This is a genomic window from Pseudoalteromonas sp. SG45-5, from assembly GCF_014164085.1.
Taxonomy (GTDB): Bacteria; Pseudomonadota; Gammaproteobacteria; order Enterobacterales; family Alteromonadaceae; genus Pseudoalteromonas; species Pseudoalteromonas aliena.
Genome location: NZ_JACJEM010000077.1, coordinates 1 through 15,937 on the forward strand (window position 1 = coordinate 1; position 15,937 = coordinate 15,937).

19 protein-coding genes are annotated in these 15,937 nt (G+C 39.5%); 4 read left to right on the plus strand and 15 right to left on the minus strand.

The features are described from left to right. Positions 1-158: 158 nt before the first annotated feature. From pdxJ to rpoE, 10 genes are all read right to left on the minus strand, one after another. Positions 159-890, minus strand: coding sequence for a pyridoxine 5'-phosphate synthase (gene pdxJ / locus H5119_RS18495; RefSeq protein WP_182703275.1), 732 nt, complete (start codon positions 888-890; stop codon positions 159-161). A 22-nt stretch (positions 891-912) separates the two neighbouring features. Beyond that, on the minus strand, positions 913-1,605 hold the full coding sequence (gene recO / locus H5119_RS18500; protein ID WP_077537168.1) for a DNA repair protein RecO: 693 nt from the start codon (positions 1,603-1,605) through the stop codon (positions 913-915). A 20-nt stretch (positions 1,606-1,625) separates the two neighbouring features. Next, positions 1,626-2,558: a GTPase Era gene (gene era / locus H5119_RS18505; RefSeq protein WP_182703276.1), complete on the minus strand. Its 933-nt coding sequence runs from the start codon at positions 2,556-2,558 to the stop codon at positions 1,626-1,628. Further along, positions 2,548-3,225 (minus strand): ribonuclease III, encoded by a 678-nt coding sequence (rnc, locus tag H5119_RS18510; protein WP_182703277.1) that lies wholly within the window; start codon positions 3,223-3,225, stop codon positions 2,548-2,550. The genes era and rnc overlap by 11 nt, the downstream gene beginning before the upstream one ends. A gap of 2 nt (positions 3,226-3,227) precedes the next feature. Beyond that, positions 3,228-4,163 carry a signal peptidase I gene (gene lepB / locus H5119_RS18515; RefSeq protein WP_182703278.1) on the minus strand — a complete coding sequence of 312 codons (936 nt, stop codon included), beginning with the start codon at positions 4,161-4,163 and terminating at the stop codon, positions 3,228-3,230. Between the two features lie 16 nt (positions 4,164-4,179). Further along, complete coding sequence (gene lepA, locus H5119_RS18520; protein ID WP_182703279.1) at positions 4,180-5,970, minus strand: translation elongation factor 4; 1,791 nt, start codon at positions 5,968-5,970, stop codon at positions 4,180-4,182. A gap of 275 nt (positions 5,971-6,245) precedes the next feature. Then, a complete protein-coding gene (locus H5119_RS18525) occupies positions 6,246-6,695 on the minus strand; it encodes a SoxR reducing system RseC family protein (RefSeq protein WP_182703280.1) in 450 nt (149 codons plus the stop codon). A 19-nt stretch (positions 6,696-6,714) separates the two neighbouring features. Then, positions 6,715-7,665: a MucB/RseB C-terminal domain-containing protein gene (locus H5119_RS18530; protein WP_077537162.1), complete on the minus strand. Its 951-nt coding sequence runs from the start codon at positions 7,663-7,665 to the stop codon at positions 6,715-6,717. Between the two features lie 4 nt (positions 7,666-7,669). Then, positions 7,670-8,284, minus strand: a complete 615-nt coding sequence (locus H5119_RS18535) for a sigma-E factor negative regulatory protein (RefSeq protein ID WP_182703281.1) — start codon at positions 8,282-8,284, stop codon at positions 7,670-7,672. A 1-nt stretch (position 8,285) separates the two neighbouring features. Continuing rightward, positions 8,286-8,867 (minus strand): RNA polymerase sigma factor RpoE, encoded by a 582-nt coding sequence (rpoE, locus tag H5119_RS18540; protein WP_077538947.1) that lies wholly within the window; start codon positions 8,865-8,867, stop codon positions 8,286-8,288. Positions 8,868-9,113: 246 nt separating this feature from the next. Here rpoE and nadB point away from each other — a divergent pair, with 246 nt between their 5' ends. Beyond that, the gene (nadB, locus tag H5119_RS18545; RefSeq protein ID WP_077537160.1) at positions 9,114-10,724 is read left to right on the plus strand and encodes an L-aspartate oxidase; all 1,611 of its coding nucleotides are present in this window, start codon (positions 9,114-9,116) and stop codon (positions 10,722-10,724) included. Here the strand turns inward: nadB and H5119_RS18550 are convergent. Together H5119_RS18550 and H5119_RS18555 are read right to left on the minus strand one after the other, a co-directional pair. Further along, a complete protein-coding gene (locus H5119_RS18550; RefSeq protein WP_182703282.1) occupies positions 10,699-11,055 on the minus strand; it encodes a hypothetical protein in 357 nt (118 codons plus the stop codon). The genes nadB and H5119_RS18550 overlap by 26 nt on opposite strands. A gap of 55 nt (positions 11,056-11,110) precedes the next feature. Beyond that, positions 11,111-11,362: a succinate dehydrogenase assembly factor 2 gene (locus H5119_RS18555; protein ID WP_077537158.1), complete on the minus strand. Its 252-nt coding sequence runs from the start codon at positions 11,360-11,362 to the stop codon at positions 11,111-11,113. A 164-nt stretch (positions 11,363-11,526) separates the two neighbouring features. Here H5119_RS18555 and H5119_RS18560 point away from each other — a divergent pair, with 164 nt between their 5' ends. Together H5119_RS18560 and H5119_RS18565 are read left to right on the plus strand one after the other, a co-directional pair. Then, positions 11,527-12,438 carry a folate-binding protein YgfZ gene (locus tag H5119_RS18560; protein ID WP_182703283.1) on the plus strand — a complete coding sequence of 304 codons (912 nt, stop codon included), beginning with the start codon at positions 11,527-11,529 and terminating at the stop codon, positions 12,436-12,438. Between the two features lie 12 nt (positions 12,439-12,450). Further along, positions 12,451-12,936 carry a peptidylprolyl isomerase gene (locus H5119_RS18565; RefSeq protein WP_077537156.1) on the plus strand — a complete coding sequence of 162 codons (486 nt, stop codon included), beginning with the start codon at positions 12,451-12,453 and terminating at the stop codon, positions 12,934-12,936. Between the two features lie 41 nt (positions 12,937-12,977). Here the strand turns inward: H5119_RS18565 and H5119_RS18570 are convergent, their stop codons facing one another. The 3 genes from H5119_RS18570 to H5119_RS18580 are packed head-to-tail and all read right to left on the minus strand — an operon-like array spanning position 12,978 to position 14,671. Continuing rightward, complete coding sequence (locus H5119_RS18570) at positions 12,978-13,466, minus strand: hypothetical protein (RefSeq protein WP_182703284.1); 489 nt, start codon at positions 13,464-13,466, stop codon at positions 12,978-12,980. Positions 13,467-13,492: 26 nt separating this feature from the next. Further along, the gene (locus H5119_RS18575) at positions 13,493-14,305 is read right to left on the minus strand and encodes a DUF481 domain-containing protein (RefSeq protein WP_182703285.1); all 813 of its coding nucleotides are present in this window, start codon (positions 14,303-14,305) and stop codon (positions 13,493-13,495) included. 45 nt (positions 14,306-14,350) lie between these two features. Continuing rightward, positions 14,351-14,671: an HI1450 family dsDNA-mimic protein gene (locus H5119_RS18580; RefSeq protein ID WP_077537153.1), complete on the minus strand. Its 321-nt coding sequence runs from the start codon at positions 14,669-14,671 to the stop codon at positions 14,351-14,353. Positions 14,672-14,901: 230 nt separating this feature from the next. Between H5119_RS18580 and H5119_RS18585 the strand changes: the two genes are divergently transcribed. Continuing rightward, positions 14,902-15,693, plus strand: coding sequence for a crotonase/enoyl-CoA hydratase family protein (locus tag H5119_RS18585; protein ID WP_182703286.1), 792 nt, complete (start codon positions 14,902-14,904; stop codon positions 15,691-15,693). Positions 15,694-15,937 lie beyond the last annotated feature (244 nt).

Genomic DNA, 15,937 nt, shown 5'->3' on the forward strand with positions numbered 1-15,937 from the left:
CATAATGATATTTAAATTTATTTTTCTCTAGCCAGAGATTTTCAGTGAAAACAAGGCGAACTTACGCGTCAATAGCTGGCCTATTGCAAGTAAATTCAACGTAGTTAGCGCTGAAAATAGCTGCTTGAGATAGATTTATTATCCAGAGTTCAGGTTAATTAAGTACGTGCTTCAAGCATTAAGCGTTTCATATCACGAACCGCTTTATCTAAACCATCAATGGCTGCGCGGGCAATAATAGCGTGGCCAATGTTTAGCTCATAAATCTCTGGCATAGCGGCAATTGGTTTTACATTGTGATAATGAAGGCCATGTCCTGCATTTACAATTAAGCCAATACTGGCTGCATATTTCACGCCTTCACGAATATGTTCAAGCTCTTTATTTAAATCAGTATCATTTGTTGCATCAGCATATGCGCCAGTGTGTATTTCTACATAAGGCGCACCGCATACTTTTGCCGCATCTAATTGTGCAATATCCGCATCAATAAACAGTGATACTTTAATCCCAGCTTGGGTTAATGTTTTAGTTGCTGCTTTTATTTTTCCCATATTGCCCGCGACGTCTAAACCACCTTCTGTGGTTAACTCTTCACGTTTTTCAGGGACTAGGCAAACATATTCAGGTTTTATATCAAGTGCTATTGCAATCATTTCATCAGTAACAGCAATTTCAAAATTCATCCGTGTTTGAATCGTTTTAGCCATTACATAAACATCGCGATCTTGAATGTGGCGACGATCTTCACGTAAATGAATAGTGATGCCATCAGCACCAGCATGCTCAGCAACACTTGCCGCATGAGCAGGATCAGGATAAGTCGTTCCACGCGCTTGGCGAAGCGTTGCAATATGGTCAACGTTTACACCCAAAAGAATATCTTTCATTATTTTACCTGTAAAATTACGTTTATTGAGTAGCCGCAAATAGCTCACGACTTTTTAATGGCTTGTTACCTAATAAAGGCTTTAACAAATATCGACTTAATTGTTTTGCCATATATAACACATCAGTTTGGCTAAAGTCATGATTTGCTATTGCATTTAATTGTAAACCACTAAAACCAGAGCGATTATCATCTTGCACTAAAAATCCAAACTCAGGGAAATAGCTATACGTTTGCTTTTCATCTATTGGCTCACCACTGGCGTCAAAACTAAAATCGACTCCATAACCAAGTAGTTCTAATAATTGAAATTCGTACGAACGAAGCACTGCTTGTAAATTAGCACCACTGTTTAAATTTTCTAAATGTGTTTTATAAAGTTCAAAAACCTGCTCTATAGGCTCGTTTATAGGCACAATCCGGTTAGTTAACTCATTTAAATAAAAGCCGCAATAAAGTTCATCACCTTTTAAAAAAAGTGGTGCGCCGTGTAGCTCAAATTTATTGATGTACTTTAGATCGTACTTGCCACTGTAATGAACAAGCAGGGGTTGAAAAGGTTGTAACTGGGCTTTGTGTTTAGTGGCCTGGCGGCCACTAATTCGTGCAATCATTCTAAGCTGACCAACACCTTCTACTAACATATCAAGCATTACTTGCGAGTCACTATAAGGACGTCGATGTAATAAATAGGCAGTGTAGAAATCGCTATCCATATACTAGGTAGCTTTTTAGTTTAGTCTTCACCGTAACCTAAGCTTCGAAGTGCTCGCTCGTCATCAGCCCAACCTGATTTAACTTTTACCCAAAGCTCTAAAAACACTTTATTATCAAGCATTTCTTCGAGATCTTTACGCGCTTCACGGCCAATAACTTTAAGCTTTTCGCCCTTATTACCAATAACCATGCGCTTTTGAGTTTCACGTTCGACTAGTATTAAGCCGTTGATGTGCCAAATACCATTTTCTTGCCATTTAAACTGTTCTATTTCAACAGTAACTGAATATGGAAGCTCTTCACCCATGAAGCGCATTAGCTTTTCACGAATAACTTCAGCCGCCATAAAGCGCATTGAACGATCGGTTACATAATCATCAGGGAAGTAAAATTCACATGGCTGTAAACGTTTAGTTACTTCAGCCTTAATCAAGTCTATGTTCTTACCTTGCTTTGCAGATACCGGCATGATGCCTACAAAATCAAACTTATCACCTAGCCACTTCATGTGCGGTAACACAAGATCGCGGTCTTTAACTTGGTCAATTTTATTAATAACTAATAATACCGGCTTACCACTTTGTGATACTTTGTTAAGTACCATATCGTCATCAGCATTCCAGTGAGTGCCTTCGACAACAAATATAATAAGCTCTACGTCACCAATTGAACTTGATGCTGCACGGTTCATTAAACGGTTAATGGCACGCTTTTCTTCAACATGTAACCCTGGCGTATCGATATAAATTGCTTGGTATTTACCTTCGGTATGAATACCCATAATACGATGGCGGGTGGTTTGCGGTTTGCGAGAGGTAATGCTCACCTTTTGCTCAATGATTTCATTAAGTAAAGTTGATTTACCAACGTTTGGACGTCCTACAATAGCGACCATGCCACAAAACGTATCTACATCGCCGTCATGAGGTTGTATTAGAGTATCAAGATTCATTTTTAATTATCTTCAATGCTTTTTCAGCAGCTTTTTGTTCGGCTTTACGGCGCGAGCTACCAACAGAAATTATGCTATCCATTCCATCAACAATACATTCAACCGTGAATGTTTGATTGTGTGCTTGGCCTTGTGTATCAACCACAGTATAGCCTGGCAAAGGTAACTTACGGCCCTGTAGATGCTCTTGCAGCAAGGTCTTCGGATCTTTTTGATTAAGCCCTGGTGAAATAGCATCCAAGCGTGATTCATACCACGCCAATATTAGTTCGCCACAGCGCTCAATACCTGAATCTAAAAATGCAGCGCCAATAATAGCCTCTACAGCATCAGCAAGGGTTGACTCACGGCGGAATCCACCACTTTTAAGCTCACCTGGACCTAGGCGCAGGTAATCACCAAGACCAAATTCAAGTCCAAATTCAGCGAGTGTTTGACCACGTACAAGCGTTGAGCGCATGCGACTTAAATCGCCTTCACGCGCTTTAGGAAATTTAGCATAAAGCGCATTCGCTATTACAAAGCTCAAAATAGAATCGCCTAAAAACTCTAGTCGTTCATTATGTTGACCTTTATGACTGCGATGCGTCATTGCCTGTTCAAGTAAACCTTGATCAGCAAATTCATAGCCAATTTTATTGTATAGTTCGGTTACATTTTTTTTCATTGTTACTGAATATTACCTAGGCGTTCAAAACGAACACCAGTTGGAACCCATCCTGGTAAAATATCATCTGGGCCATTCTCAAATTCAAAACTCATCCATATAAAGACAGCTTTACCCACCAAGTTTTCTTTTGGTACAAAGCCCCAAAAGCGACCATCTTGGCTGTTGTCGCGGTTATCACCCATCATAAAATAATGATCAGCAGGAACAACCCATTCATCAGCAGGCGTACCTAGTTGCTGATAATAACGCCCTTTTCTTTCAGGTGTTTGTGGGTTAATTAAAATATCATGCGTAACCGTGGTCAAATTTTCACTTACACGTGCAAGAGGCATCGGGCCTTGCTTAAATTCGTCATCATTAATTAATTTAAAATCAATTTTGTTAAATTCATTACATAAAAGCTCACCTTTTCGGGTTTCACCTTCACTGCAGTTTGGCTGGATATATAAGCGTTTATCACGATAAACAACTTTATCTCCAGGCAAGCCTATTGTACGTTTAATATAGTCAACTTTATCATCTAGCGGGTATTTAAATACAACAATGTCACCACGCTCAGGTTCGTCCATTTCAACCAACTGAGTACGCCAGACAGGGTCTTTTATACCGTATGAATATTTTTGTACTAAAATAAAATCACCTACAAGCAAAGTAGGCATCATCGAACCGGATGGAATTTGAAACGGTTCAAAAATGAATGATCTAAAAATAGTAATAGCAGCAATCATCGGAAATATCGACTTTGCAGTTTCTGTTATTACTGGCTCTGGCGCTATTAATGCCGCTGTTTCTTCATCTAACGGAGCACCGGCAGACGTTTGCGCTATTGCTAGACGCGCTTGCCTTTTAGGTGCAAACATTAAGTGATCTATTAACCATATCAAACCTGAGCCTAGGGTTAATAGCACCAATAAAACTGAAAAGTAACCGGCCATTTATAATCCTTTGTTTTTATTTACCAACTTTTAAAATAGCTAAAAACGCTTCTTGAGGCACTTCTACATTGCCCACTTGCTTCATGCGTTTTTTACCATCTTTTTGCTTTTTAAGTAGTTTTTTCTTACGACTTACATCACCACCGTAACACTTTGCAATTACGTTTTTACGCAACTGTTTTACCGTGGTACGTGCGATAACATGCTGCCCTATCGCTGCTTGAATCGCAATATCAAACATCTGACGAGGAATAAGCTCTTTTAATGCATCAGCTAACTGACGACCACGAGATTGTGCACCATCTCTGTGTGCAATAATTGCAAGCGCATCAACACGCTCACCATTAATTAAAATATCAACCCGTACCATGTCTGACGTTTGGAAGTGCTTAAAGTTATAATCTAGCGAGGCAAAACCACGGCTAGTTGATTTTAATTTATCAAAAAAGTCCATGACCACTTCAGCCATAGGTAGCTCGTACGTAACAGCTACTTGCTTACCGTGATAGGTCATTTTGGTTTGGCTACCACGCTTTTCGATACACAAAGTAATTACATTACCTAGGTATTCCTGTGGTACCAAAATATTAGCTTCAACAATCGGCTCACGTATTTCTACGATGTCATTTACTGCGGGTAAATCAGAAGGATTATCGATTTGGAAAGTACGTTCGTCCTTAGTTACTATTTCATAAATTACTGTTGGTGCTGTGGTAATTAAATCAATATCGTATTCGCGCTCTAAGCGTTCTTGAATGATTTCCATGTGCAGCATGCCTAAAAAGCCACAGCGGAAACCAAAACCAAGTGCCGTTGAATTCTCTGGTTCAAAGAATAACGACGCATCGTTTAAGCTTAATTTGTTAAGTGCATCACGGAATGATTCATACTCATCTGATGCAATTGGAAACATACCGGCATAAACCTGTGGTTTTATTTTTTGAAAGCCAGGTAAGCGAAGTGGTGCCGCATTTTTTTGATGTGTTATCGTGTCGCCCACTGGCGCACCATGTATCTCTTTAATGCCAGCAATAACAAACCCTACTTCACCAGTTCTTAAAATACCCGTGTTAGTTTGCTTAGGTGTAAATATACCTACTTGGTCGGCTGTGTGAACATGCTCATTAGACATGATTTTAATTTTATCGCCAGTACGTAATTCGCCATGCTTAATACGCACTAGTGATACAACGCCTTGGTATGGGTCAAACCACGAATCAATAATAAGTGCTTGTAGAGGTGCATCTTTGTCACCTACTGGCGGTGGAACATCTCTAACAATCATTTCGAGCACTTCGGCAATACCTACACCCGTTTTAGCGCTACATTGCACTGCATCAAGGGCATCAATACCAATTATTTCTTCAATTTCTTCTGCTACTCGAAGTGGATCCGCCTGCGGTAAATCGATTTTGTTCAGTACAGGGATTACCTCTAATTCCATTTCAATAGCCGTGTAGCAGTTAGCTAATGTTTGTGCTTCCACACCTTGGCCGGCATCAACAACAAGCAGTGCACCTTCACAAGCTGCTAAAGAACGCGATACTTCATAAGTAAAATCAACATGCCCTGGAGTATCGATGAAATTAAGTTGGTAAGTTTCACCATCATTCGCTTTGTAATTCAACGTTACACTTTGCGCTTTAATGGTAATACCACGTTCGCGCTCAATATCCATTGAATCCAAAACCTGTTTTTGCATTTCACGGTCGGTTAAACCGCCACAAACTTGGATCAAACGATCTGAAAGGGTCGATTTACCATGGTCAATATGGGCGATGATCGAAAAATTACGGATATGCTTCATAAACTGGATTCTATACTTCTATTTTAATGGACTAACTATGAATACCTAAGTGACTTGAAAATACTTACTTTAGGTTGCGATGAATTCAGCGTGTGTGTAACAGACTTTACTCATGTTTTTTCAGATGGGTTTAAAACAATTCATTTCTTTAATAACAATAACTTAGGCTTAGCTAAATTAAATATTTCACCAGATAAAATTAATTTTAAAAACCACTGCCCCCTGTATTTCCAAGTTACTTTGGTGTAAAACGGCAATTTTACATTTAATTGGCGTCAATCACCATCTATTTGAGTTAAAGGGATACTAATTGGGTGAATTTTTATTACTTTTATATCGTGCTTAAGTGATTTAACGCGTGTTTTAGCTATAAAAAAGCCAAACATTCCACCAATAATCGCAGCAAGTATTTGCCAGCCTTCAGATAGTAAAAACAACTCTGATGTAATCAATGCAAAAATGAGGCTAAAAAATAGTGGAAGCATATACACAGCAAAAGCATGCTTTACAACATGGCTATCATCTAAGGAAAGGGTAATTTTTTGACCGATCTCAACAGGTGAGTCAAATTTATAGGGAAATGTTTTTTTTGCTGTACCAAACAATTTGCTAAATACTTGTGAGCCACAACGACCATTACACCCTTCGCAAGCTTGTTTTTGCTGTGCTTCTAAATGTGCAGTGTGGCCATTTAAGGCCACAACGGTGAGAGTTTGTTCAATCATAACAATCCTTACGAATCGCTTATAATGCGCGAGTCACTGACTCAGCAATTGCTTTTGCAGTCATGCTCGGGACATTACCAACAACCGATACATCAAAATTACCACCATTATGCACGTATACAGTCGTTGCGCCAGACGTTAATGCACCGCTTAAGCGCTTACCTGGTAACGGGCGCTGTATAAATACCGATACATCAACAAAACCATCTGAAAACAAGTAGTAATCTGTTAACTCATTATTTAAATCTAATTTATGTCTATCAGATTTTAATAGCTTAAAACCATCAGGTAACCAACTGATTTTCCAGTTTGTTACTGCACTATCTGTATTTTCGATAGCACTTTCAGGTAAAGGAGTCGGAAAATCGCGATTAAGCACCTCAAGTAACATAGGTGCAGGCTGCTCTGTAACACTAATATGTGTTAACTGCAGTTGCTCCAACGCTTCACCTTTATGATTAACATACGCCGCTTTTAATAATAACGACGACTCCATATCAAGCCAAATCCAGTAGTTATATTTGTACTCATCTTTGGATTCAATACGCACTAATTGAGCCGCTCGACCTGCAATACGACCTTTTCCACCAAGTACAAAGTCATAATGTGCACTTAATCGTTCAATATTTTTAAATAGTACTTCAGGAATTGGACCCGCAATCGAGTCTGTTTTAAGGGAATAGGGTTCTGATTGTGGCTCGAAATAAGTCACCTGATCATTAACGCGAACCATTTCAAGGCCAGCGCCATTGAGTAAGCTTAAATGCTCAAGTTCTGTATTGCCTTGTTTGGCATGGACCCAGCGATACGGCTCCATCGTTTTACCTTTCACAACAACAAACGAAGCATCAAAGTTACGATTATGAACGGCATTAGCCATTTCGAGTAAGAGGTTTTTTGCAGGGTTTGTGTCGCTAGCAAGTACATTAAAACTTAGTGCTAACGACAGAACAAAAGTGATTACTTTCATTTAATTAGTTTTTTCCGTCTTGCGCTTTCGTATCATTTTGCGCTGTTTGGAGCGAGTTAGCAACACGTGCTTGGCGTTGATGTTCTAAAACTAATGCACCAATACGTTGCTGTTGTAATTCGCGTAAACCTTGTTCAGCATTTTCAAGCGCAGGTTCAGATGAATAACTCACTGGAGACGCCATTCCTGTTAAAGGTGTGGTTTGCAATAACGGGATTTCATTTTGCTGCTCGTTATTTTGAGGAAGTGTATTAACTCCCACAATAGCAAACATCGCGACACTTGCTGCAATTGCTAACTGAGCCACCGGCTTACGCCAATTAAACGCAACAACATTGTTACCTTGCATTGTTTCAGTAATTGCTTGAGGCTCTGTATTTGGCTGGTTGAAGTCAGCATAAACAGGCTCGTTTTCTAATGCTAATGCAACGCGATCGCTAATATCAATATGTATGTCCTGATTATTTTTTTGAGCACGCATTGCATCACCAATTAACGCATAACGACCAAACGTAGCGACATCGTGATCTGCAACTTTTGCATCTGCTAGATGTTGCTCGCCATCAAGTAGTGCTGATAACGTTTCGTTATCTAACTTGTTGAGGTGTGCTTTTGTCATACTAAGACTCGCCTATTAATGGGTTTAATTTGTTATCAATTGCTTCACGGGCACGAAATATACGCGAACGTACCGTCCCGACTGGGCAATCCATTACCACGGCTATTTCTTCATAGCTCATCCCTTCGATTTCTCTGAGGGTAATTGCGGTTTTAAGATCTTCAGGCAAACTATCAATCGTATTAAAAATAACAGCGCGCACCTCTTCGCTTAAAAGAAGGTTTTCAGGGGATGCATTTGAACGCATCGAATCCGCACAATCATAAAATTCAGCTTCTTCAGCATCTATATCATTTGCTGGCGGTTTACGGCCCTGCGCTACTAAGTAATTTTTAGCACAATTAACGGCAATACGGTATAACCAAGTATAAAAGGCGCTATCACCTCTAAAGTTAGGAAGCGCACGATAAGCTTTAATAAATGCTTCTTGTGCTACATCTGCAACATCACCTTGATTCGATACATAACGTGAGATCAAGCCTGCAATTTTGTTTTGATACTTCTTTACCAATAGGTTAAAGGCATTTTTATCGCCTTGCTGAACCCTTTTTACCAGCACTAAATCTAATTCCTGCTCGCTCATTCGAGCCGGTACTCCTATGTCTGATTTTTGCTTGTTATTCATATTATCGCCATTGTTCACAAATACTCTGACCCCGACATGAATAAAAAGTTCTGCTTAATATTATTTTTATATAAAATAGTTGATAAATAACAGCACTAAGCTATTAAAATCACTACGTAGTAATATGACAAATATGATACAACTACAGATATTGAAAACAAATATTGCTCTATTAGGGCATTGTAACCGCAAAGTACCCCTGACATGAACCAAAATAAACATCACATTGCAGATGTCGCTATTATCGGTAGCGGCGCAGCTGGATTATCACTTGCCTTGTCTTTAGCTAACTATTGTAACGTTACTGTGATCAGCAAAGGTGCACTCACTGAAGGCTCCACTCTTTATGCGCAAGGCGGTATAGCGGCTGTATTTGATAAACAAAATGACAGTATTGAATCGCATGTTGAAGATACATTAGATGCTGGCGGTGGTTTGTGCGACAGGGAAGCTGTTCATTATACTGCAAGTAATGCACATGACTGCTTACAATGGTTGATTGACCAAGGCGTGCCTTTTGATATGGAGTTTGACAGCAAAGGTAAAGAGCGTTTTCATTTAACACGAGAAGGCGGCCACAGCCATCGTCGTATTTTGCATGCCGCTGACGCAACTGGTAAAGCTGTGCAAACGACACTGATAAGCCAAGTAAAGTTACATAAAAACATCACTCTACTTGAGCAGTATAACGCAATTGATTTGATTTCAGATAAAAGCGCGGGTAAAGCGGGCTCACACATTGAAGGTATGTATGTGTGGAACAAAAAAGCGAAAAAAGTAGAAACTATTTCAGCTAAATTTGTAGCCCTTGCAACTGGCGGTGCTAGTAAAGTGTACCTTTATACATCAAACCCAGATGTATCAAGCGGTGATGGCATTGCAATGGCGTGGCGGGCAGGCTGTAAAGTAGCTAATATGGAGTTTAATCAATTTCATCCAACAAGCCTGTATCACCCTGAACTGCAAAACTTTTTAATTACTGAAGCGATGCGTGGCGAAGGCGCCTACCTAAAACGCCCTGATGGCACCCGCTTTATGAAAGACTTTGACAGCCGGGAAGAACTAGCACCTCGAGATATAGTCGCGCGGGCAATCGACTTTGAAATGAAACGCCTTGGTGCAAACTGCGTATACCTAGACATTAGCCATAAAGACAAAGAATTTATTATTGAGCACTTTCCGACTATTTACGCAAAATGCTTAAGTGTAGGGCTTGATATAACCAAAGAAGCAATTCCGGTTGTACCGGCCGCACATTACACGTGTGGCGGTGTAATGACCGACTTTAATGGCAAAACCGATTTAGATAACTTATACGCTGTAGGTGAAGTTGCTTATACAGGCCTACATGGTGCAAATCGAATGGCGAGTAATTCATTACTAGAGTGCATTGTTTTTGCCCATGCCGCAGCAAAAGACATTTTAAGTAAAATAGAGCATGCACCAGAGCCGATGGTATTACCAAATTGGGATGAAAGCCGTGTTAGTAACTCCGATGAAGAAATTGTAATTACTCACAACTGGCATGAACTGCGATTATTTATGTGGGATTACGTAGGTATTGTACGCTCAACTAAGCGCTTAGAACGGGCGCTGCATCGTGTCGAATTATTACAGCAAGAAATACACGACTATTACGCTAATTTTAGAGTAAGTAATAACTTATTAGAGCTACGTAACTTAGTGCAAGTTGCTGAATTAATAATAAGAAGTGCAATGGAGCGAAAAGAAAGCCGTGGTTTGCATTACACAATTGACTACCCAGAGCAAAATGAAAACCCAACACCGACTATTTTGAATCCGCAGCGCGATTAATCGCGCTTAGCGTAGCCCGCTTTAACCGGGTATAACTTTGCTCATTAACGCTGTTGGCTGAAATAATTAGCCAACGGCTATTACTAAAACCTTTAATATATAGCCACACACTGTTGCCAATAATACGGCTTTTATAATTTATTTCGCCTTGAATCTTAAGTGAGTCACTTTCAAATCTAAATAAGTTTGACTCTAAAATGACAACCCCCTGCATTGGATGCGAAGCGACAGTTTTACGCCAAACAAATGACCCTGCCACCGAACAAACAACCACACAAAAAAACATGGCTAATACAGAGTTTAAAAACAAACACAAAACTAAAGTGAGCATACAAAAAAAGACCACAATCGGTTTGTGGTCTACTTTATTATTTGTAACAGTAAATCTATACACGAACTCTATCTAGAATAAGTTGAACCATGGCATTTAACTGCTCATCTTTACATTCTTGATGGCCCATAAACCATGCGAATAAATCAGGGTCTTCTTCAGTTAGCAAACGCTGAAAAATAGCTTGCTGCTCTGCATTTAAAGAATCGTACGCGTCTTCAACAAACGGCATAAACAAAACGTCTAGCTCTAACATACCACGACGACAAGCCCAACGAATACGTGCTTTACTATGAATTTCAACCATTTTAAACCTCATACTTAATTGATTCGAGTTTAACAAATACACAGCAATTTAGCAGCTATTAATCTCTCATTAAATAATAAACCCACAGCAGTAGGCGCTTGTCTGTACCATACGTAACAACTGCGTTATTATGTCACTTCATTTATTTTGCAAAGAAGGTTTTTATGTCGAGCGTTTATGCATGTCCATTATCTCATCAACTTATTAGCCTTAACGGCGTTGATAAATTATCTTATCTGCACGGACAAATTACTCAAGATCTTAATAAATTAACCAGCAGCAATTATTTATGGGCTGGTCATTGCAGTGCCAAAGGTAAGCTTTGGGGTGTATTTAAATTATTCTCACATCAAGATACCTACTACCTTACAGGCAGTGAAGGTGAAATAGAAAAATCGCTAGCAGAACTTAAAAAATACGCCGTGTTTGCAAAAGTAGAGATCAGTGCCGCTTCGCAACGGTTAATTGGCTTAATTGGCGATGATTTAACTGACGTATTAACACAACTAAATATAACGTTTGAAAACGATTCTACAGCATGCGACTTTAACCATGGTAAAGCATTAAAATTGGCTGATAATCGCGTATTACTTATGGTTAATAATCAGTTTAGTATTCCTGACAATATATCGACTCTTGATACGGACGCACCATGGCAACAAGCGGCAATTTTAGCTGGCGAGCCGCAATTGAGCAGCGATGCTATAGGTGAGTACGTCCCACAAATGGTTAATTTACAAGCAATCGAAGGTATTAGCTTTAAAAAAGGCTGTTACACAGGTCAAGAAACAGTGGCCCGGATGAAATACCTTGGTAAAAATAAACGCGCCATGTATATCGTTTCAGGTCAAAGTGAAGGCGTACTTTTAGAGCCAGACATAGAAACCCAATTAGGCGAAAACTGGCGTCGTGCGGGCAAGCTCATCGCGCAAAGTTTTGATGAGCAAAAAAATATATTAACTGGCCTCGTTGTGTTGCCAAACGATACTGATGTAACTCAAGTACTTCGTGCAAAACACACACCTCAGGTGGAGCTAAGCATTCTGCCTCTACCCTACTCTCTTGAAGATGAATAAATAGGAATGACTATGATCGTTGCGGCAAATAAAGTAGTAAAAATGCACTATTCGGTAATGGATAATGATGGCAATAGCATTGATAATTCGTTTGGTGGTGAGCCACTGCATTTTATTATTGGCACAGGCTACTTAATTTCAGGCTTAGAAAATGCTTTACAAGGAAAACAAGCTGGCGATACGCTTAGTGTGAAAGTTGAACCTGAAGACGGTTACGGCGAACGCCACGACAACCTTATGCAAGCTGTGCCTAAATCCATGTTTGAAGATATGGAAATTGAAGTCGGTATGCAATTTCGTGCATCAACAGATGACGGCGATCAGTCTGTAATGATCATCGATATTCAAGATGAAGAAGTGATTGTAGATGGCAATAACCCGCTTGCAGGCATTACACTTAACTTTGACGTAGAAATACTTGAAGTGCGCGATGCAACACAAGACGAATTAACTCACGGCCATGTACACGGCGAAGGTGGATGTGGTCACGATCACTAAAATGGTGCTAAGCATGTAAAAAAGCGCCTAAGGCGCTTTTTTTATATCATATTATTGCGCTTAACCGCTTTAGGTTCACTTTTTGAAGAGCTTGGTAACGCCACAGACACTTTATTCTCTTTTAAGGCTGCCAATAACCCTTTTTGATCATTAGTGCCGACTCGGTACATAGTGCCATCTTTAAGCGTAAGTTCAATTGCACTAAAGCCAGACACTGTATATACCCAACCATCATGAGTTATACGTATGCCGATACCATGTCGATATGAATTTTGAACTGCTTTTGCTTCAGCAACTTCGCTAAGCAAAATACTTTGCCCAGCAACACCTGGGCCAAAAGCCCAACTGATTTTTTTATCGTCTACCTTTACTGTTAACCCGTGAAACAAAAAACCCACCAGCACTAAAATACCGGAAAATATTATTAAAGGTCCATCAGCGCCTAACAAGTTCCATGCTAGCGCAACAAAGCCACCAATCCACGCCAGTACAAAAAAGATAAACACGGCATACTGTTTATGTTGGTACATATTACTCTCTAAAATTAAATAAATACTTAAAAGTTATACACTAAAGTGGCACTCAGTTCTGAATCAAACTTAAGTTTGTCATCTTCGGGTTTTGAATTATAACGGTACATATACGCAAATTTAAGCGATACCGCACCAATCACTTGGCTTATCAATGCTGTTTCTGACTTTAGGCGAGAATTAAGACCTGAAAGTGACTGCTCAATGCTTAAATCTTGATTAAAACGAGTTCGCTTTGACACTAATCGCTCCCATTGCATAGCAACACGCACTAAGTAGCCGGTTTTATTAATTTCATCGTCACTCACATCCGAGTCATCATCAGCTACTGAGCGGTACAAACCTGGCCCTATATCAATATCCACTTTGTTTTTTGAACCTTGATATACACGCGCACCATAACCTGTTGCAATTGTACTTTTAAAATCAAGCCCACTAAACTCATCTTCCTCATAGTCGCCGTAAATAAAAAAGGATGAGTTCTTTACACCCACTTTATAGTTACCTTGCGCCGATACAAACACACGGTTGGCAGTTACGTCACTGTCGCCCGTCTCATCATTTTCGTCACGCTTATAAAGAGAGTCTATTTTGAATTGATTGCGCCAGTTCTCAAAGTCTTGGTATAAATTCCCTTTGAGCTTAAAGCTAGTCGAATTAGTATTACCTTTACTTAAAATAAAGCCAAATTCAGTATCGCCGTAGAGCATTTCACCTTTGTGCAAATCATGAATTTCTTCATCTGAGAGCTGCCCGTATTTATGAAAATCTTCAAAAGGATCAACAGCCCAACTTGAGGTGCTAATAATTAAAAAAATCAAAAATAAATATTTAGGCACTATGTTCTCTCTTACACATCATTATAAATGAATAAACCGGCTGGTTTATTCACTTTCTTTCCATAGAATATGACAAAAAGGCGCATCTTTATCGCGGCTTATTAGTATCTTAGCAAATAAAACGTCATCGTTTTCGAACTCTAGACCCACTAAAACTTGCACAAAACTTTCGGGTTCTATTTCTAGGGCAACAAAATCATGCCACTGCTCATCGGGCTCATCTTCTTCAATAAAGCCAAGGTCTTCTCTAAATTCATTAAAATCTTCGACATCTTTTTCACTCAAGTTATTTGGCGCTAACTCTAAAAAAATATCGTAAGCCTGATGAGTTACTTCTTCTACTGTATATAAACGAGGACCTGACATATTTGCTTAGCCTATGAGCTTTTAAGTAAAACTATATTATCAAATCTATACACCATTTTGATAATAAAACATTCAAATGTTCGATTTTTTTGTGCCTACTTCATACATTCTTAAATATATTTTATTTATCGAAGTGAAAGTTAAGACTTTTGCCTACCAATAAAGTCTCTCACTTTACTTAACACACATAACAACATAAGCTCAAAGCAACAGTTCGGAGGAGTATGGTAATGATAAAGCTAGAAAAACAAAATGGTATTGCTACGGTTACGCTTTGCAGAGAAAAAAAACAAAATGCATTGAGTTTTGAAATGTTCATAGACTTGAGCAAGGTAATTAAAAACATAAAAAAAGATCGCAGTGTTCGCGCCGTTGTAATTACTGGTGAAGGTGATCACTTTTGCGCTGGGCTTGATGTAGCTGCGGTAATGGCATCGCCATTTAATATAATAAAGTTATTAATGAAATGGCTGCCTGGTAATCAAAATTTGGCACAAAAAGTTGTACTAGGCTGGCAGTCTTTAAGCGTGCCCGTTATTGCACAAATAAATGGCAACTGTTTAGGTGGGGGATTACAAATAGCATTGGGCGCGGATTACAGAATAGTCCATGTTGATGCCAAACTTGCCATAATGGAAGCCCGTTGGGGATTGTGCCCTGACATGGGAGCTAACGTAATGATGAGCGGATTAGTTAAGCGCGACCAAGCCCTTTGGCTTGCAAGTCATGCAAATCCTATTACCGCAGAGCAAGCAAATGAGCTAGGTTTAGTTACTCAGCTTACTGATGACACTCAGCAAGCCACGCAAAACATGATTACTACATTGCTTGAACGCTCCCCTGATACACTCGCCGCAATAAAGCGAGTAACTCAACAAAGCTATAAGCCACAACAACGTAAAATACTCGCAAAAGAAACATTCAGCCAAATCCGTTTATTGCTTAATCCCAATACTAAAAAAGCGATTGCTAAAGCAAAAGGAAAAACAGATATAACTTATGCAAACACAAAGCGCTGGTAAGACTAGGGCGTGTTGATCTTTGGTGGGTGAGTTTGCAGCAGACTGTTTGGTTTTTAGGCAAGACAGAGCCTAAGTAGTGTGGTTATTCCCCATAAATAGGCGATAACGCAGCATAAATACCAAACATGCGCTGCCCTTTGGGTTCTTTCTAGGGACGATTAACTCTTTGTTGCTCGGTTTTTACTTAGCCCACTAGGTTACAAACCTCGCGCCGCGATTTAATCGCCCCTAGATTGAACAAATT

Bases quoted from the DNA above. Each gene is read 5' to 3' on its own strand.
- H5119_RS18535 (WP_182703281.1), bottom strand. From the start codon at position 8,284: ATGACAAAAGCACACCTCAACAAGTTAGATAACGAAACGTTATCAGCA.
- rpoE (WP_077538947.1), bottom strand. From the start codon at position 8,867: ATGAGCGAGCAGGAATTAGATTTAGTGCTGGTAAAAAGGGTTCAGCAA.
- H5119_RS18525 (WP_182703280.1), bottom strand. From the start codon at position 6,695: ATGATTGAACAAACTCTCACCGTTGTGGCCTTAAATGGCCACACTGCA.
- pdxJ (WP_182703275.1), bottom strand. From the start codon at position 890: ATGAAAGATATTCTTTTGGGTGTAAACGTTGACCATATTGCAACGCTT.
- H5119_RS18530 (WP_077537162.1), bottom strand. From the start codon at position 7,665: ATGAAAGTAATCACTTTTGTTCTGTCGTTAGCACTAAGTTTTAATGTA.
- H5119_RS18565 (WP_077537156.1), top strand. From the start codon at position 12,451: ATGATCGTTGCGGCAAATAAAGTAGTAAAAATGCACTATTCGGTAATG.
- H5119_RS18555 (WP_077537158.1), bottom strand. From the start codon at position 11,362: ATGGTTGAAATTCATAGTAAAGCACGTATTCGTTGGGCTTGTCGTCGT.
- lepA (WP_182703279.1), bottom strand. From the start codon at position 5,970: ATGAAGCATATCCGTAATTTTTCGATCATCGCCCATATTGACCATGGT.
- rnc (WP_182703277.1), bottom strand. From the start codon at position 3,225: ATGAAAAAAAATGTAACCGAACTATACAATAAAATTGGCTATGAATTT.
- H5119_RS18560 (WP_182703283.1), top strand. From the start codon at position 11,527: ATGTCGAGCGTTTATGCATGTCCATTATCTCATCAACTTATTAGCCTT.
- nadB (WP_077537160.1), top strand. From the start codon at position 9,114: ATGAACCAAAATAAACATCACATTGCAGATGTCGCTATTATCGGTAGC.
- H5119_RS18570 (WP_182703284.1), bottom strand. From the start codon at position 13,466: ATGTACCAACATAAACAGTATGCCGTGTTTATCTTTTTTGTACTGGCG.
- H5119_RS18580 (WP_077537153.1), bottom strand. From the start codon at position 14,671: ATGTCAGGTCCTCGTTTATATACAGTAGAAGAAGTAACTCATCAGGCT.
- recO (WP_077537168.1), bottom strand. From the start codon at position 1,605: ATGGATAGCGATTTCTACACTGCCTATTTATTACATCGACGTCCTTAT.
- H5119_RS18585 (WP_182703286.1), top strand. From the start codon at position 14,902: ATGATAAAGCTAGAAAAACAAAATGGTATTGCTACGGTTACGCTTTGC.
- era (WP_182703276.1), bottom strand. From the start codon at position 2,558: ATGAATCTTGATACTCTAATACAACCTCATGACGGCGATGTAGATACG.
- H5119_RS18550 (WP_182703282.1), bottom strand. From the start codon at position 11,055: ATGCTCACTTTAGTTTTGTGTTTGTTTTTAAACTCTGTATTAGCCATG.
- lepB (WP_182703278.1), bottom strand. From the start codon at position 4,163: ATGGCCGGTTACTTTTCAGTTTTATTGGTGCTATTAACCCTAGGCTCA.